This window comes from Rossellomorea sp. NPDC077527 (assembly GCF_044542955.1).
GTDB lineage: Bacteria > Bacillota > Bacilli > Bacillales > Bacillaceae_B > Rossellomorea > Rossellomorea aquimaris_E.
Genome location: NZ_JBITVL010000004.1, coordinates 224340 through 242780, shown reverse-complemented (window position 1 = coordinate 242780; position 18441 = coordinate 224340). Strand labels below are relative to the sequence as shown.

The following is an 18441-nucleotide window of genomic DNA, read 5'->3' as shown; positions in this document are numbered from 1 at the left end:
TATTTGGATAAGCATCAGGAAAAGGGGTGTATCATGTTAACCTATCAGACTTGGAAACAGCCAAACTTGGATTTCGAAGTGGATACGGTCTACAAAGGGGCGTTAAATGTCCTGGAATGGACGTACAGCCACTATGGTGAAAAAGTGGTATATGCATGTAGTTTCGGGATTGAAGGCATTGTGCTCATCGATCTAATCTCCAAGGTACAACCGAAGGCATCCATTGTATTCCTCGATACGGGCGTACATTTTAAGGAAACGTATGAAACGATAGAAAAAGTGAAAGAGGCTTATCCGGATCTACACATTCAAATGCAAAAACCTGAGTTGACAATGGATGAACAGGCCAAAGAATATGGAGATAAATTGTGGGAGAAAAACCCGAATAAGTGTTGCCAAATCCGAAAACTTGACCCTTTGAAGGATGCTCTGTCCAAGGGGAATGCCTGGATATCGGGATTAAGAAGGGAACAATCCCCCACAAGGAGACATGTTGAATTCATCAATAAGGATGATAAATTTCAATCGATTAAAATTTGCCCTTTAATTCACTGGACATGGAAGGAGATTTGGCGATATGTCCATAAACATGATCTGACTTATAACACCCTTCACGATCAAGGGTATCCGAGTATAGGGTGCTTCCATTGCACAACTCCAGCCTATGATATAAATGATCTCCGCTCCGGAAGATGGAAAGGAAAAGGAAAAACAGAATGCGGCCTTCATTGAAATGGGTGACAATACTTGCTTGAAATCACAGCGCTTATCATTAGTTTGTTCTTTGCTATGAACATTGGTGCCAGTGGAGCGGCTGCATCAATGGGAGTCGCATATGGTGCAGGAGCGATAAATAATATCAGGACCGCATTATGGATATGTGCCGCAGGTGTCCTTAGCGGAGCGGTACTGGGTGGAGGAGAGGTTGTCAAGACAATCAGTTCAGGAATCATTCCTCAGAATCTGCTGTCGATCAAAATCGTCCTCATCATTTTGTTATCTGCGACGATTTCTCTATTTCTGGCAAATGTCATCGGAATTCCGTTATCGACGAGTGAAGTGACAGTGGGAGCAGTTGTGGGTGTTGGAGTAGCTTATCAGGTTCTTTATGTAAAATCACTGATTACAATCATGTCATTTTGGGTGATTGTCCCGGTTGTCGCGTTCGTTGTCACATGGCTTTTCGGCTTATGTTTAGTGGGACTTGAAAAACGGGGGTACCATTTAGAAAAAAGATGGCTTGCGTACCTGTTAATCATCTCAGGATTCTTTGAGGCTTTTTCTGCCGGAATGAACAATGTAGCAAACGCTGTTGGCCCTTTAGTGGGGGCCGGTTTGTTGTCCCCTTCACGAGGGATCTTAATTGGCGGATTATTCGTTGCACTGGGGGCTGTATTACTGGGAAAGAAAGTGGTCGAAACAAACGGAAAAAAGATTACGCAATACTCGAAAGCGGAAGGAATCGTTATTTCCTCCACAGGAGCGATCCTCGTAATGGTGAGCTCACTGTATGGATTGCCGATTCCCCTCACACAGGTCACTTCGTCTTCCATCATTGGCTTAGGCGTGGCTAAAAGCGGAAAGCAGATGCTGCAAAAAAAGATTGTTAAAAAAATAGTGAAAATCTGGGTGGTCTCTCCCTTGATTTCACTCAGTATTTCATACTTCTTAGTGAAGCTGGTTATCGATAGTGATTTGTACTCGATTGTAGTACCGATAAGTGTCATCATTGCCACGGTAGGAGCTTTGTCCCTCATGAGGGTGATTAATGAGGAAAGACGGTCTGTCCACGAAGACGGCGGGGGAATTTAATATTAATTCCGATTAAAACAATAAGTTAAGGAGGATATTTTGAATGAGTTTACAACCGCACGGAGGAGTTTTGGTTCAATCTTATTTACCTAAAGAACCATATAAAGATATTCAACAAGAAATCCCACTGGATGAAATCGCATTAAGTGATTTGGAGCTCATTGCAATAGGTGCCTATAGTCCAATCGAAGGGTTTTTGACAGAACGGGATTATCAGACCGTAGTGGAATCATTGCGACTTGAGAGCGGATGTGTATGGAGCATTCCAATCACCCTGCCCATAGAGGAAAATCAAGCAGGTCTCGTGGAGAAAGGGCAGAAGAGCAGGCTTGTATATAAAGGGGAAACATACGGACTCATTGATGTAGAGGATATATATGAACCTGATAAACATAAAGAAGCCCTTCTAGTATACGGAACGACCGATGAGGATCATCCTGGTGTAAAAAAATTATTCCAGCGTGGTGATGTCTATGTTGGAGGCAGGATTACATTAGTGAAAAGACTGTCTAAATCTTTCACTGAGTATACATTTGATCCAGCTGAAACACGACAATGGTTCAATGAAAAAGGGTGGAAAACGATTGTTGGTTTCCAGACAAGAAACCCCGTACACAGGGCTCATGAGTATATCCAGAAAACCGCTTTGGAAACGGTGGATGCCCTATTCTTGAATCCGTTAGTGGGTGAAACCAAAGCAGATGATATTTCAGCGAAAATCCGCATGGAAAGCTATGAAGTGTTATTAAAAAACTATTATCCGAAAGACCGGGTATTTCTCGGAGTCTTTCCCGCTGCCATGAGATATGCAGGTCCAAGGGAAGCCATTTTTCACGCGTTAGTACGAAAAAACTACGGGTGTACTCATTTTATTGTGGGGAGAGATCATGCTGGTGTTGGTGATTATTACGGCACATATGATGCACAAAAAATCTTTGATCAGTTTACCGAAGATGAAATAGGGATTATCCCTCTTCGCTTCGAACATAGCTTCTATTGCAAGAAATGTGAAGGAATGGCGACGACGAAGACATGTCCTCACGAGAAAGAACATCACGTCATTCTTTCCGGAACGAAAGTGAGAGGCATGCTGCGTAGCGGAGAGGTTCCCCCATCCACTTTCAGTCGTACCGAAGTAATAGATGTATTAATCAAGGGGCTGAAACAAGAATCAAAATAACGTCCCAGAGGAGGAAGATAGATTGAGTGATAAACAAGAAAATATCGTATGGCATGAATCAACAATCACTAAACAGGAAAGACGAAAACAGAATGGTCACCAAAGTTTCATTCTCTGGTTCACGGGATTATCTGCTTCAGGGAAATCAACCGTAGCGAATGCATTGGCTTCTTCCCTCTTTGAACAGGGAAAGCAGGTTTATGTTTTGGATGGGGATAACGTCCGGCACGGATTGAATAAAGATTTAGGCTTCAAAGAAGAAGACCGTAAAGAAAACATCAGGCGGATTGGGGAAGTGTCTAAACTATTCGTTGATAGCGGCCAAATTGTCCTGACGGCATTCATTTCACCGTACAGGAAAGATCGGGATCTAGTAAGAAGCTTGGTTGGACCGGAAGAGTTTATAGAAGTGTACGTACACTGTTCCTTGGAGGAATGTGAAAAGCGGGACCCAAAAGGATTGTATAAAAAAGCGAGAAACCATGAAATCCCTTCTTTCACGGGAATCAGTGCACCTTATGAAGAGCCGAAAGATCCTGAAATGGTCCTGGATACAGAAAAGTATTCAATTAAACAATGTGTAGAAAGTCTATTGACAGAATTAAAGCAAAAACAATTGATATAAGGAGAGAAAATCATGGCGTATAGCAAATCTTGGGAGTCAAACGAAAAGCTGAACAAAACAGAAAAATGGAAGCTTGAAAAAGACGGATTATCCATCTTTGATGATATTCCGTATTATGCCGAAAACGGGTTCTCTTCCATCCCTAAAGAAGAGTGGGATAAATTCAAATGGGCAGGACTTTATCTGCAAAGACCTAAGGAAGACGGCTACTTCATGATGAGGGTCAATGTTCCTTCTGGTATATTAACATACGATCAGGCAAGGGAACTTGCTTCCATTTGTAAAGAATACGGCAGGGATGTCTATGATATCACCACCCGTCAGGCTATCCAGTTCCACTGGCTGAAGATTGAACAAATCCCGGATATCTTCAAGCGTCTAGAGAAAGTCGGTCTCTCCTCTGCAGGAGCATGTGGGGATATTACACGTAACATCGTGGGAAATCCCCTGGCCGGAATCGATCCGGATGAACTTTTTGATACTAGGGCCGTTGTGAAGGAAGTGTATGATTTCTTCCAGCATAACGAAGATTTTTCAAATTTACCGAGAAAATATAAAGTCGCGATTTCTGCCAATATCAACAATGCTTCGAATGCAGAGATCAATTGTGTCTCCTTTGTTCCGGCGAAAAAACAGATAGATGGGAAAGAAGAAGCTGGGTTTCATGTGAAAGTCGGTGGTGGATTGTCTGCGAGGCCGTTTCTCGCACAGGAATTGGACGTATTCGTACTCCCGCATCAAGTGAAGGATGTGACGGTTGCCCTGACAACCATATTCCGCGATTATGGTTACCGAGAGAAACGCCATTTAGCCCGATTGAAATTTCTAATGGCCGACTGGGGGCCTGAGAAGTTCAAAGAGAAATTACTGGAGTATGTAGAGCTCCTGCCGGCAGGAATAGATGCTGTAAAAGGCTGGAATGCAGGGTATTTCTATGGAGTTCACCCTCAGAAACAAAAAGGACTCAATTATGTGGGACTGAATGTTCCGGTTGGCAGGCTGAATTCGGATGAAGTGTATGAGCTTGCAAGGATTTCCAAAAAATACGGGAACGGCGAACTCAGAAACTGTAATTCTCAGAATCTCATCATTCCGAATATACCAGATGAACATGTGGATGCTTTGCTTTCGGAGAAGATCTTTGAACGGATTTCAACGAGTCCCCTATCGTTTATTGGATATTCCGTCTCATGCACAGGAATCGAATATTGTAATCTTGCCCTTGTAGAGACGAAGGAGCGGATGAGACAAATCGCCAACGGGCTTGATCAGGAATTGACGCTGGACGTACCGGTACGGATCCATATGGTCGGATGCCCGAATTCATGCGGACAACGCCAAATTGCAGACATTGGTCTGCAGGGAATCAAAATGAGGACGAAAGATAAGAAAATGATCGAAGCATTTGAAATCTATGTAGGTGGAACCCTTCAAGATGGCGGTAAGTTGAATGAAAAGTTGAAAGGAAAAGTGGAAGCCTCCAATCTGGGGGAAGTTGTGAAGCAATTGTTGATTCATTTTAAACAAACCAAGCATGAGGGAGAAACGTTCTTTGACTACATCAACCGGGTCGGTACCACTCCTCTTCAGGAATCATTGGATCAACTGCTTCAGGAAGCGTAAGGAGGAGAAAGATGAATTTGTATCGATTTGAAGTCACTGCCCGAAATTTTGTCACGATTGTTGTCGTAGCAGCTGAATCGGATGAGAAAGCTTTTGACCTGGTTGAAATCGAACTAGAGAAGTATTTTTTGAAAAAGCCGGATGTCGTGGATATCTCACTTTATGAAAAAAAGAGAATCCGAGGAAATGGTGCAGGGTTTGTTCTGCACGAACAAGAAACGATCATCAAATCTTAAGGAGGAAGACAATGGGTAAGGTATATTTGGTCGGAGCGGGACCCGGAGATCCGGAACTAATCACGGTAAAAGCGTTGAAATCCATACAAAAAGCAGACGTCATTCTTTATGACCGCTTGGTGAATAAAGAACTTCTCTCCTATGCGAAACAAGGGGCTGACTTGATCTACTGCGGCAAACTGCCAAACTATCATACAATGAAGCAGGAAACGATCAATCACTTCCTGGTCCGCTATGCGTCCAGCGGGAAAGTGGTGGTGAGGTTAAAAGGCGGCGACCCGTTTGTTTTCGGAAGAGGTGGTGAAGAAGCGGAGGCGTGTGCGAAAAAAGGGATTCCTTTTGAAATCGTCCCGGGAATCACTTCAGGGATAGCAGCAGCAGCCTACGCCGGCATCCCGGTTACTCACAGGGATGCGAGTTCCAGCGTTGCCTTTGTAACAGGCCATAAACAAAACAATCAACTCGAGGATGAGAAATGGGAAAGCTTATCTAAGGGAATCGATACCCTTGCCATCTATATGGGAGTCAGCAACCTCCCTTATATTAAAGAAAAGCTCATTCAATATGGAAAGTCCAAGGATACCCCTGTGGCTCTTATTCATTGGGGAACGACCGAAGTGCAAAAAACCGTCACAGGGACGCTTGATACCATCATTGATAGAGTCAAAGAAGAAAAAATTGAAAATCCAAGCATGATTATCGTTGGAGAAGTGGTACGGTACCGTGAGAAAATTCAATGGTTCGAACAGAAAATGATCATGAGCGAGGCATTATAGATGAAACATGCGGTATTGTATGTGTGCCACGGCAGTCGTTTGGTGAAAGCCCGTGAAGAGGCCATTACGTTCATCAAGCGATGCCAGGAACATGTCGAGGCGGATATCCAGGAAATAAGTTTCCTAGAGCTTGCTTCTCCTTCCATAGAAGAAGGGTTCGGAGCATGCGTAGAAAAAGGAGCGACTCATGTAACCGTCGTACCACTTCTCCTACTGACGGCTGTTCATGCAAAAAAGGATATACCTGATGAAATACAAAAATGCAAAGGATTATATCCTGGCATCAGTGTGATTTACGGAAGTCCTATTGGTGTACACGAGAAAATGGCTGAAAGTGTCATTAAGAAAATAGCAGAAGCTGCACCGCTTCATACCACTACTTCTGCTATATTAATAGGAAGAGGAAGTTCCGATCCTGATGTCAGAAAGGATCTGGATGCTCTTGCTGGGATGGTTCATAGAAGAACACCGTTACGTGAGGTAAGAACGTGCTATTTAACGGCAGCTTCACCGAGCTTTACAGAGACTCTGGAGTCAGTGAAAAATACAGAGGAAAACGTCGTCTTTATTCCGTATTTATTATTCACCGGTTTGTTAATGAAGGGAATTGAAAAGGAAATCCGCAGAACGGATAATAATCATATCCACTTGGGTAACTATTTAGGATATGACCCGCTTGTTGAAGAAGCATTCCTGGACCGGGTAAATGAATCACTTTGGGCTAAAGGAGAATCTTATGATTCCAGTCATGATTGATGTGAAAGAAAAACAAGTAACGATTGTTGGCGGGGGGAAAGTGGCCTATCGTAAGCTTTCTGTATTTTTTGAGCAAGGGGCAAAGATTACAGTTATTAGTCCTGAGGTGGTCGATCCGATCAAAGAATTACATGAAGAGAAAAAAATCGTATGGATCAAGCGAAAGGTGTTGGCAGATGATTTAAAAAATGGCTTTATCGTCATCGCTGCAACGAATCAACGATCCGTGAACGAACAGGTGAAAACGCATTCTGAGGAAAACCAGTTAGTATGCGTAGTGGACGATGGTGATTGTGGAAACATTCAGATGGTCTCCTATAAGCAGAAAGGGAGATTAACCATTGCTGTATCAACCGGAGGATCGAGTCCATTCTTAGCAAAGAAACTTACGAATCAACTGTTTCAACCATTTGATGATTCTTATATCGAAAAGCTTGATCTAATCTCTACAAAGCGAAACGAAATCAAGGCATCAGGCTTATCGGATGAAGAGAAACGAAAGCTGTTGAAAGAACTTTCTGAACGGGTGTAAAGCACAGATGCTTTACACCCGTTTGGTTATATCACGAACAATGTTTGATAGTATGTGAATTAATGTTAGGGTTTGATCCTTTACAAATGAAAAAGTTCCCTATATACTATCCATTATCAAATCAATATTCGTTTTCGCTCATATAATAGCGGGGATATGGCCCGCGAGTTTCTACCGGATTACCGTAAATGATCCGACTATGGGTGAGCAATGAAGGTTCGTCTTTATAGACGCTCTTTTCCTAACCCAAAGGACATTGTCTCACTCTGATGTGAGAACAATGTCCTTTGGGTTTTTTTATCTTTACACAGCTAAGGGAGCGGATTAATCATGGACTTATTAAAAAACAAAATCAAAGCTGAAGGTGTCGTCCTGTCAGAAACAGTATTAAAGGTCGACTCATTCCTGAATCATCAAGTAGATCCGGAATTAATGGTGGAAATAGGGAAAGAATTTGCACAACGTTTCAAGGATCAAGGAATCACCAAGGTCCTGACCATTGAATCATCAGGGATTGCTCCCGGTGTCATGACCGCCCTTCAACTGGAAGTTCCGCTTGTCTTTGCACGAAAGAAGAAATCACTGACTTTATCAGAAGGCATTCTCAGTTCAAAAGTGTATTCATTCACAAAGAAGGAAGAAAATACGATTTCAATTTCGCACAAGTACATACAAAATGACGATCGTGTCTTATTGATAGATGATTTCTTGGCAAACGGGCAGGCAGCACTGGGTTTAATTGACTTAGTGAAACAGGCTGGAGCAGAGGTCGCTGGAATCGGGATTGTCATTGAAAAGGCTTTCCAAGATGGAGGGAAGCTAGTTCGTGAAACCGGCTATAGAGTTGAATCTTTAGCTGAAATTCAATCTCTAGAAAACGGACAAGTGCAATTTAAGCAAGAGGAGGCTAAGGTATAATGAAGAATCAGCCTCTTAAACTGGCTTCACTGGGTATTCAGCATGTTCTTGCCATGTATGCCGGAGCGGTCATCGTCCCGCTTATCGTAGGGGGAGCACTTGGACTCTCAGGAGAGAAGCTTACTTACCTCGTTTCCATAGATATCTTTATGTGTGGGATTGCTACCCTACTGCAGGTATGGAAGAATCGTTTCTTCGGAATTGGACTTCCTGTTGTACTAGGTTGTACATTTACGGCAGTGGGACCTATGATTGCGATTGGGGAGCAATATGGGATTTCGGCTATCTATGGTTCGATTCTCTTATCGGGCTTATTCGTTGTCGTCATCAGTAAGTATTTCGGCAAATTGGTCCGCTTTTTCCCCCCTGTTGTGACGGGTTCAGTCGTGACCATCATAGGGATTACCCTTATTCCCGTAGCCATGAACAATATGGCTGGTGGACAGGGAAGCGCTGATTTCGGTTCATTGGAAAATCTGTCTTTAGCGTTTGGTACTTTGTTATTTATATTATTATTATATAAATTCTTTACAGGGTTTGTACGTTCCGTTTCCATTTTACTTGGATTAATGGCAGGTACGGCCGTGGCATTCGGAATGGGAAAAGTAGATTTCAGTGCAGTTGGAGATGCTTCATGGTTTCATACAGCAAAACCTTTTTATTTCGGGATGCCGACCTTTGAAATCCCGGCGATCCTCACCATGATTCTTGTAGCGATGGTCAGCCTGGTGGAGTCAACGGGTGTGTACTTCGCCTTAGCAGATATAAGTGATAAAAAGATATCGGAAGAAGATTTGTCTCGAGGGTATCGTGCAGAAGGATTAGCCATTGTACTGGGTGGATTATTTAACGCTTTCCCATATACGGCCTATTCCCAAAACGTCGGATTGGTTCAGCTTTCAGGGGTGAAACGGAATAATGTGATTTTCGCAACGGGAGCATTCCTGGTCATTCTCGGTTTAGTACCGAAAATTGGCGCACTTACAACCGTAATTCCTGCATCCGTATTGGGTGGTGCGATGGTGGCCATGTTCGGTATGGTGGTTGCATATGGAATCAAGATGCTGAGTCAAGTGAATTTCGCTTCTCAGGAAAATCTATTGATTATCGCATGTTCTGTTGGAATGGGACTCGGGGTAACGGCTGTGCCGGAATTGTTCGCTCAGATGCCATCAAGCATCCGCATCTTAACGGATAATGGTATTGTCGCAGGTAGTTTAACGGCGATTGGGTTAAATATCTTTTTTAACGAATTATCTAAACGAAAATTGAATGCTGTGGTGAGGGAACAAAAAGCGTCATAGTCACTACTTTCTAGAACCGTCATCTCTACTTGATCAAGAGGTGACGGTTTTTTATTATGATTATATTTCTGAATTATCAGATATCTAAGGAGGGGAAATGTAAAACCGTCACGAACATTATAGGGTAAGGAAAGTATAAGTAAGGATATTTGTAATCATAAGGAGGAGAAACATGTACGCAACGACTGGATCTATTTTTGACCAAACGGTAGAAAAATTCCGCAATAAAGAGGCAATTGTAGAAGAAAAGACCGGGAAACGGTTAACATTTGGAGAATGGCGGGATGAAGTTCATCGTGTGGCCAATGCCCTCTTAGATGCAGGTGTGAAAAAGGGGGACCGGGTTTCTACGTATCTATTTAATACGCTGGAGCTCGCCAATGTGTATTTCGCATGTGGGAAAATCGGTGCTGTGATCAATCCGATTAATTTTCGATTAAAGGGACAGGAAATCCAATATATATTAAAGGATGCAAAACCCAAAGTCGTGATCGTTGAAGAATCCCTCATCAAACCGATTGAGGGGATATCACAAGACTTTCCTCAGACCCTTTTTTGGTATGTGGGAGAAGATATTCCTTCCTTTGCACAAAGTTATCATGAGACAGTGGGATCTTGTTCCCGGGATTTAGAACATATGACGGTAGAAGAGACGGACGTATATGCCATCATGTACACGAGCGGGACTACAGGCAGACCAAAGGGCGTCGTCCACCGGCATAGGGATATGGCGGAGCAGAGTCTGATTTGTACGTCGGTCATGGGGATTACGCCTAATGATATCGGACTTGTAACTGCACCCATGTTCCATTGTGCCGAACTTCATTGCTGTTTCCTTCCACGTGTTCAAGTGGGAGCAAAAAATATCATCGTCCACCAGTTCCAGCCACATATCGTTCTGGACGTTATACAACGTGAGAAAGTAACGACCCTTTTCGCAGCGCCGACCATGTGGAATATGCTTCTTCAACATGGGGTGGAGGAATACGATACATCTTCCCTTCGGATTGGACTATACGGGGCAGCTCCCATGGCTCCAGTGCTAGTCAGGACGTTACATGAAAAGATGAAGATCGACCTCATCCAGGCATATGGTCAGACGGAGATGGGGCCGGCGGTTACGTTCTTGCTTCAGGATGAGCAGTTGACGAAGACGGGTTCTGCAGGACGGGCGGCTTTTAATCATGAAATAAGGGTGGTAAGACCCAATGAAAACGGACCATCTGAGCCAGAGGATATCTGTAAACCAGGTGAAGTGGGTGAAATCATTGTAAGAGGTTCATGTACGATGCTTAAGTATTTCAACCGGGTGGAGGCCACAGAAAAAGCGTTGTATAAGGGCTGGTACCACTCCAGTGATTTAGGGTATCTGGACGAAGAGGGCTATCTCTATGTTGCTGACAGGGTGGATGATATGGTGATTTCAGGAGGGGAGAATGTGTATCCGAGGGAAGTCGAGGACGCGCTTCATGCCCACGAAGATGTGCTGGACGTTGCTGTACTCGGGCAACCGGATGAGAGATGGGGGGAGCAGGTCATTGCTGTAGTCGTATCGAATAATGCTTCTCTCACGTCAGAACACCTGGATCATTTTTTGAAGAGTGGTGATCTACTGGCAGATTACAAACGGCCACGGGAGTACCGGTTTGTTGAAGAACTCCCTAGAAATGCTAGCGGGAAAATTCAAAAGTTTCTGCTTAGGGAGAAAGGCGTTCAAAAAGAACAAAGGTTATAGTGTGACGGTATGTTATGTTTACTGATAATGGATACCTTATTATGGGAGAGTAGTTAAACTGACTGCTTTCATAGGCAGAGTATCCAGAAAAATGACTCTTCTAATGACGGGAATGTAATGGGTTAATGAATAGCCATCGGAATATCCGAAGGCTATTTTTTATGGTTATTTGCAATGTAGGAGAATGACGAATGGAGCAAGCCTATCACGAAATTCTTCTAGTTCGCTGATATCACAGCACCATTTTTATGTATAACGGTTACAATACGACCGGAATTATCTTGATAATAAGATGAGGTACCATATGGGACTTTCAATGTGAATGTTTTCCCATTTTCCTTAAATTCAACAGTGAATTTATCAGATGCCCCAATGATTTCAGCTTCCGTCACCTCGGCTTTTCCTGGAATAAATAAGTTTTGACCTATAAGTAACATATCCATTTTCAAATTATTTGATTTAGCCAAGACTTCTTGCTTTACTCCAAACCGGTGAGCCACACCCCATAAAGTGTCTCCTGGAACTACTGTATATAATTCTCCCACATTTGATTTGTTTTGTTCAACAGGAACCAAAAGAGTTTGTCCGATCTTAATTTGATCTGAATTCAGCTCGTTTAATTGTTTTAAATGAGAGATTGAAGTGTTATATCTTTTGGCTAATGAGTATAGTGTATCTCCTCGTTGGACTGAATATTGGTTTACATCTTGATTTTCTAGATGTGGCACCAGAAGTGTTTGGCCAGCATAAATTTTATCAGACGTTAATAAGTTTTTTTCTTTGATTTGATCGACTGTAACATCATATTTTTTTGCGAGACTATATAATGTATCATGCTTCTTCACTGTATATTCTGCACTGCAAGCCCTTGCAGCTCCATTTGTGAGCAAAAGCGCGGAAAGTGCCCCAATGGTAGGTGCAACGGTTAATTTTTTGTTTCTTTGTTTGAGGGCTTTCTTCTTTTCTGTAGCAATTCTTTCTCTCCTACTCATTTGAATGGTATCCAATTATTCCATCTCCTTTGTCCTAAATACTTTCGAACTAACTATATATTAGTCATTGAAGGGAGAGAAGGGTCTAATGTCAGCGTTACCAATACAATCCTTTGTACCCATTGTTTTCCTGTATTTATTAATTGTTAAATATTCAATATATTCACGAAACTGCGAACAATGTCGGATCATGGATATCGGTTCAGATGTCGGGTCATTAGTAGGAGTTTAGTGTTGGTTTGCACTATTTGAACATAAAGACACATAAGTTTGATGATCAAAAATCAAAACAATGTATTCACATTGGTAGAAGTTGATTGATATAAACCACACTGTATATAAGTCGTGTTCATTACCTGTTTTGCTTGCAAGAAAGCAATGTACATAAAGGATCAATGGTATTGTTCATCTCAAGAACATGATCATTCTTCCGCTTGGTTTCTCAAACGTCGGAATACCTTAACAATCGTTAATAGTGCTTTTAACTCAGTAAAAAGGATGGATTTAAAATATTTTATAAAGTGATAAGATATTTTGGGATTTGTAGAAAAATGTAGAATTTTGTCTAATATTATCCAATAAATAATATTCTACTCTTCACTCATCTCAAAAATCTTCTAAATCTGGATTCATATTTTGAAGATGAACATGCACTTTTTGGAAGAAATCTTTGCTAATAAATAGAGGTGATCGATTCAAAACATACCGGTTTTTCTATGAAGGGGGGCACACCAGTATGTGTATACAAAAAGATTAAGGAACGTATGTATGAACGATAATTTGAAATAACAAGAAGTTAAGGTTGTGAGTAAATGAATAAAAAACCGCCAAATATGAATCGGGCAGGTGCCTTTTTATTTTGCACATTTTCACTCCTATTTTTTATTGTATTTGTCCGTTTTCTTTATATACAAGTAAGCGGAGAAATAGAAGGGAAAAATTTAGCTGTAGAAGCCTCTGATAAATACCTACAGACTCATACTTTAAAAGCGAATAGGGGAACAATATTTGATCGTAACGATCATGCTCTTGCAAAAGACACTCCTTCATATAAAATGATAGCGATTTTATCTGCATCAGTAACATCTAACCCTGAAAAGCCCAACCATGTTGTCGACAAGAAACGGACAGCTGATGTGTTGTCTAGATATATTCATTTAAAAAAGACTGAAATTTACAAACTGTTAAATAAAGAAGGAAAGTTCCAAGTAGAATTGGGAGCTGGAGGTAATGGAATTACTACCGATATGAAAGAGAAAATCGAGAAGGAGAAATTACCTGGAATTACCTTTGTTACAAACAATAAAAGGTCCTATCCAAAAGGCATGTTTGCTTCTCATACAATAGGACTCACTCAAGAAGATGTGAAAAGGAATGGGAAAACAATCAACGAAGGTATCATGGGAATTGAAAAAAGCTTCAACTCATTCCTTACTGGGAAAGATGGACAGATCAGATATGAGAGTGACTTTTGGGGATATATATTACCGGATACAGAAAAGACCGTCATCCCCCCAGATCATGGTGATGATGTTTATTTAACCATTGATGTAAACATCCAAAAAATTTTAGAAGACGCATTAAATTCCGTTGATAGCGAATACCATCCTAGAAAAATGTTTGGCATCGTATCTGACCCCACTACGGGTGAAATATTAGCGATGGCTCAGAGACCATCCTTCAATAATGATACAAAAGAAGGGATAGGTGAAAGTTGGTCAAACTTCATAGTTGAAAGTTCTTATGAACCAGGATCGACAATGAAATCATTCTCTTTAGCGGCTGCAGTTGATAGTAAGGCATTTGCCCCGAATGAATACTATAAATCTGGTCAATATTTTGTAAAAGGCTACCCATCCCCAATAAAGGATTGGAATAGAGGAAAGGGCTGGGGAACCATTACATATTTAGAAGGATTACAAAGATCCTCTAACGTAGCTTTTATTAATCTGTTAGAGAAAATTGGAACAGAAAAGTATTTAACTTATTTAAAATCATTTGGGTTCGGGAATAAAACAGGCATTTCCCTTCAAAATGAAGCAAAAGGTATACTACAATATAGCAATCCAATTGAAAGGGCTACAACCATTTTTGGTCAAGGAAGCACCGTGACAGCACTTCAGATGATCCAAGCTGAATCAGCAATTGCTAATGGCGGAAAAATGATGAAACCATTTGTTGTTTCAAAGATAGTTGATAGCGATTCAAAAAAAATCATTAAAGAGTTTCGACCAGAAGTCATCCGCACTCCAATTACGAAAGAAGCTGCTGAACAAACGCGTCATTACTTAACCTCGACTGTCACGTCCGATATAGGGACAGGCAGGAGATTCCAACTGTCTGATTATCAAGTCTCTGGCAAATCAGGTACTGCCCAAATACCAAATCCAAATGGAGGAGGTTATTTAACAGCTCCCAATGAGTATTTATTTTCATTTTTGGGAATGGCTCCAGCTGATAATCCTGAATTGATTGTTTACGTAGGGGTGGAAGAACCCGATTTACAACCAACAGAAATTGGATCCATTCCTGTTTCTAAAGTATTTAATCCTGTGATGAGAGATAGTCTTAAGTATCTTACCCGTTTAGAGGCAGATAGCATTAAATGAAACACAAACGTAAGTAGGCAGACCTTTTCTCCCTTATAAAATAAATACAAAAATGATTCATTTCCATAGCAGTCTTCTTCGTACATCACGTTAAAATAGAGTAGGATTCTGGTAAAACGCTTTAACATCCTTGATTATCTCAATGGTTACCAGAATCTCTCATACAAAAGGGATTAAACCTCTAATCGAGACTTGGTAATGAAGCTAGTTCCACTGAAATTTCTCGATAAAATGCACGGATGTCGCTTAACCCGACAGTGTCATACAAGCTCAATCCTATAAAATCAGCATGGTCCCATCTATATTGAGTCTTGTGATAATTCCAAACACCTTTCTCACTCGTACTTTGGGCAGGCTGTGCCTTGTGTCCGTTCGGATATTGTGAAGAAGGAACACTTACTAGACCGTCGTTTGGCCACCATGAAGATCCAAGTTGATTATTTTCATATCTACCAATATAAAATCCAGAAGGGTATAATAGTGGATTCATTGAAGGAAGGGGGACATTATACCCAGTTAAGGGAGAATGAAACGTAGCATCCCCTGTATAAGAAAAATAATATACATCTGAATACGTTTTCATTTTTTCGTTTAACTCTTTAGCGCCTTCTATTGAAAGGTCATATTGACTTGTATCCTTGGTTTTCCAGAAAGGACTGTTAAACATTCGTTCTACATACGAGTAAACCGGTTCATTTCCCTCTCTTTTCAAGCCCCAATGATCCAGTTTGAAATCATAGTTGAAAGATTCATTAGAATGCAGGTCTGCCAAATTAATATATTTGTAAACAAACCCTTTTAAAAAGGGCATAAAGTTTTCTAGTTTATTGGCAAAAGGGGATCCATCATGAGGAGTAGCCAAGGTTGTGATGCTATGCACCCAATCTTTTCCCCCATCGTAAAGACTGGACATCTGTTCGGCATCAGGATTATTTTTGTGAAAATCCTTTTCTTCTTTACTGCCCGATTTCAGTAATTCCAACAACATCCTTGAAGTTTGTCCACCCATACTGTGACCAAGCAAATGTACTCGATTCACAGCATTCCAATCCGTTTTGACTCCAGAGTATTTCTTTCCGAAACGAAGGTGATGATGTTGTAAAGAATGAGCAGCCCCATAGTCAACGGCACCACCCTTTATGTAGGCAAATAATTCGGCTGCTCGATCCCAGTTACTTGATACGGGACCGACCGCAGCTGTATATGTTTCAAATCCCTGGGTGTTTAAGTAGTTCTCAATATCATGAATTCCACCCCAGTAATAAAAATTAGAAACTTCTTCTTTACCCCAACCTCCAACTCCATGAATAAGGATGATTGGGTAATCATTGGTCTTAAATTCTCCTGGGCTTGCTGACACCTTTCTTTCTGGAAACAATAAGAATAGCAAAAACAAAATAATGATCATCTTACTAACATGAACCATAATTCCACTCTCCTTTATCTGAAATTTCATACTATTAAGATAATATAGCTGTATCTATAAGCCAATAGGCTAAGTGTCATGTCAGCCTTTTGAACGATAGTGTTAAACTATCGAGATTGTCGCTAATATGAACCGCATGATACTAACACAACTCATGTTGGTGAGGGATATATTCAGAGAGAAGGTTAACGATAATGTGATTCCTGTTTAGATACACAATTTTGGGATGGTAGTGTTTCTATAAAACATGTGAAATAACTTCTCTGAAGAGTAAGCAGTAAAAACAAAAGTTTCTTTAATGAGGGGAATTTAATTACTAAAGTAATTGAAAATATGAAGTTTGAGGGAAAGGGTTTTATGGCACAACGGAACATTTGTTCTGTTTGCAAGAAATAATCATATCAGTTAGAAAATAAGAGATATATGGAGAAAAATAAAGGAAATAAAATGAAGGATGCTGGGAAATATTATTTTCTTGGCATTTTTAATTCGCGACAATAGAAATATACACCGTAATTTGTTTATTTTCATTTTCTTCATTATTCACGTTTAATCCAAATCTGGCATGTTGCATAGTATATCAATAGAAGAGAGGTGAAAAAATTGAAAAATAATAAATGTGTTTCTCTGGTAGTTCCCGCTTATGACGTTCAATAGGGATTGGATGCTATCATCCCGATTATTATTCCAGGTAGCAAAACCAGGGTCAAAGGATACATAGTGGATTGTAATCCGGATAGTAAGGAAGGCATAAAAAAAAGAACCCATCCAAATCCGGATGGGTAGGCACATTACCTAGTGATCACGTCTGCATTTATGGCAGTGACACTTATGGCAACAATTACATTGGTGTTCAAGCTTTTTAGAACATCCGCAATCATTACTGTGGTGTTGAGGTTTTTTCTTGTGACATCCACAGTCATGTTTATCTTTTATTTTGAAACATCTTACTTCATCTTCGACATCTGTTCTTTTTTGTCTGCTACAATCTTTAACATCACATGAACAGTGGGTGAACATCAAGTTGTCCCAAAAACGGCAACGATCATGATCATTTCTTCTGTCTTTTTCACACCAATTACAACATGGGAACCACATCAGAAATCCCCCTATCTTATATAATTTGTCGAAGGTAAAACCTCGACTCATTATATACTATGTAGCTTTGTCCACAATGCTTAGGCTGATGTCATTTTTCTAATGCATTTGCATAAGAGAAGATGATTTCTTACATTCAAATATACATCATGGACTGGAGGGGGAAGAGGCAGCACAGATGAATATTCACTATTTTGTGTAACGGTTGGCATAACTAGAAGCCACGAAGGCATCCGGTTTGATTTTCGGTTCGACTCCCATTGCTTCCATTCTTGCGACCATTTCCTTTACAAACTTACGTGTTTTGTTCTGTTTCCCATTCCCGATATCAATATGGCCCTCCATTGTAAATGTAGCTCCAACATAAATATAAGGGAGGACTATATCAATTAATTGATTTTTTCTTTCCACAGTAAATAATGAAACGATTTCTTCAGATAAGGATAACTCATAGGAGATCCGCTCATGCAATTGCAGCATTCTCCTAGGGATTAATACTTTTCTTATGCATGCCCAGACACCGTTTCCTTCATTTAATATCACAATTCCAGTTATGAATGTGGTATGGGATTGATGAACTTGAGAATCAGTCCCCACCATTAATCGATAGTTCCCATTGGGCTCTGATTGCATGAACTTCACAATATGATCAAAAACCTGGTCAAATGACATCCCAATTTCCTGTAGATTTTGAAATAAGAAGTGATTATCTTTACAGTTTTTCATCTTGTCAAATCACAGCTTTCTTAACCAATTTGAAAACGTAAAATTTATTTTTTATATACTATGATAAGAATTTATTAAAGTGTAATGAAATAA

General features: G+C 40.7%; 16 protein-coding genes and 1 riboswitch. Of the genes, 13 read left to right on the top strand and 3 right to left on the bottom strand.

Going from position 1 to position 18441, the window contains the following annotated elements; all coding sequences use genetic code 11:
- Positions 1-33: 33 nt before the first annotated feature.
- From ACIGG7_RS15605 to ACIGG7_RS15550, 12 genes are all read left to right on the top strand, one after another.
- A complete protein-coding gene (locus ACIGG7_RS15605) occupies positions 34-732 on the top strand; it encodes a phosphoadenylyl-sulfate reductase (RefSeq protein WP_224940713.1) in 699 nt (232 codons plus the stop codon).
- Positions 733-789: 57 nt separating this feature from the next.
- Positions 790-1812, top strand: coding sequence for a sulfate permease (locus ACIGG7_RS15600; protein ID WP_224941325.1), 1023 nt, complete (start codon positions 790-792; stop codon positions 1810-1812).
- A gap of 43 nt (positions 1813-1855) precedes the next feature.
- On the top strand, positions 1856-2992 hold the full coding sequence (gene sat, locus ACIGG7_RS15595; RefSeq protein WP_397550212.1) for a sulfate adenylyltransferase: 1137 nt from the start codon (positions 1856-1858) through the stop codon (positions 2990-2992).
- A gap of 22 nt (positions 2993-3014) precedes the next feature.
- On the top strand, positions 3015-3617 hold the full coding sequence (gene cysC, locus ACIGG7_RS15590) for an adenylyl-sulfate kinase (protein ID WP_224940715.1): 603 nt from the start codon (positions 3015-3017) through the stop codon (positions 3615-3617).
- Between the two features lie 12 nt (positions 3618-3629).
- A complete protein-coding gene (locus ACIGG7_RS15585) occupies positions 3630-5240 on the top strand; it encodes a nitrite/sulfite reductase (RefSeq protein WP_397550211.1) in 1611 nt (536 codons plus the stop codon).
- An 11-nt stretch (positions 5241-5251) separates the two neighbouring features.
- Positions 5252-5476 (top strand): DUF3906 family protein, encoded by a 225-nt coding sequence (locus tag ACIGG7_RS15580; protein ID WP_224940717.1) that lies wholly within the window; start codon positions 5252-5254, stop codon positions 5474-5476.
- A gap of 11 nt (positions 5477-5487) precedes the next feature.
- Positions 5488-6252 carry a uroporphyrinogen-III C-methyltransferase gene (gene cobA / locus ACIGG7_RS15575; RefSeq protein ID WP_224940718.1) on the top strand — a complete coding sequence of 255 codons (765 nt, stop codon included), beginning with the start codon at positions 5488-5490 and terminating at the stop codon, positions 6250-6252.
- The gene (locus tag ACIGG7_RS15570) at positions 6253-7008 is read left to right on the top strand and encodes a sirohydrochlorin chelatase (RefSeq protein WP_224940719.1); all 756 of its coding nucleotides are present in this window, start codon (positions 6253-6255) and stop codon (positions 7006-7008) included.
- Positions 6989-7540: a precorrin-2 dehydrogenase/sirohydrochlorin ferrochelatase family protein gene (locus tag ACIGG7_RS15565; RefSeq protein WP_224940720.1), complete on the top strand. Its 552-nt coding sequence runs from the start codon at positions 6989-6991 to the stop codon at positions 7538-7540. The genes ACIGG7_RS15570 and ACIGG7_RS15565 overlap by 20 nt, the downstream gene beginning before the upstream one ends.
- Before the next feature lie 118 nt (positions 7541-7658).
- Positions 7659-7760, top strand: a riboswitch (purine riboswitch).
- Between the two features lie 110 nt (positions 7761-7870).
- Positions 7871-8458 carry a xanthine phosphoribosyltransferase gene (locus ACIGG7_RS15560; protein ID WP_224940721.1) on the top strand — a complete coding sequence of 196 codons (588 nt, stop codon included), beginning with the start codon at positions 7871-7873 and terminating at the stop codon, positions 8456-8458.
- Positions 8458-9762, top strand: a complete 1305-nt coding sequence (locus tag ACIGG7_RS15555; protein ID WP_397550210.1) for a nucleobase:cation symporter-2 family protein — start codon at positions 8458-8460, stop codon at positions 9760-9762. The genes ACIGG7_RS15560 and ACIGG7_RS15555 overlap by 1 nt, the downstream gene beginning before the upstream one ends.
- A 172-nt stretch (positions 9763-9934) precedes the next feature.
- Positions 9935-11497, top strand: coding sequence for a fatty acid--CoA ligase (locus ACIGG7_RS15550; protein ID WP_397550209.1), 1563 nt, complete (start codon positions 9935-9937; stop codon positions 11495-11497).
- A 218-nt stretch (positions 11498-11715) separates the two neighbouring features.
- Here the strand turns inward: ACIGG7_RS15550 and ACIGG7_RS15545 are convergent, their stop codons facing one another.
- Positions 11716-12504 carry a LysM peptidoglycan-binding domain-containing protein gene (locus tag ACIGG7_RS15545; protein WP_397550208.1) on the bottom strand — a complete coding sequence of 263 codons (789 nt, stop codon included), beginning with the start codon at positions 12502-12504 and terminating at the stop codon, positions 11716-11718.
- A 797-nt stretch (positions 12505-13301) separates the two neighbouring features.
- Here ACIGG7_RS15545 and ACIGG7_RS15540 point away from each other — a divergent pair.
- The gene (locus tag ACIGG7_RS15540; RefSeq protein WP_397550207.1) at positions 13302-15098 is read left to right on the top strand and encodes a peptidoglycan D,D-transpeptidase FtsI family protein; all 1797 of its coding nucleotides are present in this window, start codon (positions 13302-13304) and stop codon (positions 15096-15098) included.
- Between the two features lie 181 nt (positions 15099-15279).
- On the opposite strand, the gene ACIGG7_RS15535 is transcribed toward ACIGG7_RS15540, so the two are convergent.
- The gene (locus tag ACIGG7_RS15535; protein ID WP_397550206.1) at positions 15280-16524 is read right to left on the bottom strand and encodes an esterase/lipase family protein; all 1245 of its coding nucleotides are present in this window, start codon (positions 16522-16524) and stop codon (positions 15280-15282) included.
- 1287 nt (positions 16525-17811) lie between these two features.
- A complete protein-coding gene (locus ACIGG7_RS15530) occupies positions 17812-18348 on the bottom strand; it encodes a ribonuclease H-like YkuK family protein (protein ID WP_224940727.1) in 537 nt (178 codons plus the stop codon).
- Between the last annotated feature and the right edge of the window lie 93 nt (positions 18349-18441).

What these genes read in the sequence shown, in the direction of transcription:
- cobA (WP_224940718.1), top strand. Translation starts at nt 5,488, where the DNA reads ATGGGTAAGGTATATTTGGTCGGAGCGGGACCCGGAGATCCGGAACTA.
- ACIGG7_RS15550 (WP_397550209.1), top strand. Translation starts at nt 9,935, where the DNA reads ATGTACGCAACGACTGGATCTATTTTTGACCAAACGGTAGAAAAATTC.
- ACIGG7_RS15535 (WP_397550206.1), bottom strand. Translation starts at nt 16,524, where the DNA reads ATGGTTCATGTTAGTAAGATGATCATTATTTTGTTTTTGCTATTCTTA.
- ACIGG7_RS15565 (WP_224940720.1), top strand. Translation starts at nt 6,989, where the DNA reads ATGATTCCAGTCATGATTGATGTGAAAGAAAAACAAGTAACGATTGTT.
- ACIGG7_RS15585 (WP_397550211.1), top strand. Translation starts at nt 3,630, where the DNA reads ATGGCGTATAGCAAATCTTGGGAGTCAAACGAAAAGCTGAACAAAACA.
- ACIGG7_RS15570 (WP_224940719.1), top strand. Translation starts at nt 6,253, where the DNA reads ATGAAACATGCGGTATTGTATGTGTGCCACGGCAGTCGTTTGGTGAAA.
- ACIGG7_RS15530 (WP_224940727.1), bottom strand. Translation starts at nt 18,348, where the DNA reads ATGAAAAACTGTAAAGATAATCACTTCTTATTTCAAAATCTACAGGAA.
- ACIGG7_RS15600 (WP_224941325.1), top strand. Translation starts at nt 790, where the DNA reads ATGAACATTGGTGCCAGTGGAGCGGCTGCATCAATGGGAGTCGCATAT.
- ACIGG7_RS15555 (WP_397550210.1), top strand. Translation starts at nt 8,458, where the DNA reads ATGAAGAATCAGCCTCTTAAACTGGCTTCACTGGGTATTCAGCATGTT.
- ACIGG7_RS15560 (WP_224940721.1), top strand. Translation starts at nt 7,871, where the DNA reads ATGGACTTATTAAAAAACAAAATCAAAGCTGAAGGTGTCGTCCTGTCA.
- ACIGG7_RS15580 (WP_224940717.1), top strand. Translation starts at nt 5,252, where the DNA reads ATGAATTTGTATCGATTTGAAGTCACTGCCCGAAATTTTGTCACGATT.
- sat (WP_397550212.1), top strand. Translation starts at nt 1,856, where the DNA reads ATGAGTTTACAACCGCACGGAGGAGTTTTGGTTCAATCTTATTTACCT.
- ACIGG7_RS15540 (WP_397550207.1), top strand. Translation starts at nt 13,302, where the DNA reads ATGAATAAAAAACCGCCAAATATGAATCGGGCAGGTGCCTTTTTATTT.
- ACIGG7_RS15605 (WP_224940713.1), top strand. Translation starts at nt 34, where the DNA reads ATGTTAACCTATCAGACTTGGAAACAGCCAAACTTGGATTTCGAAGTG.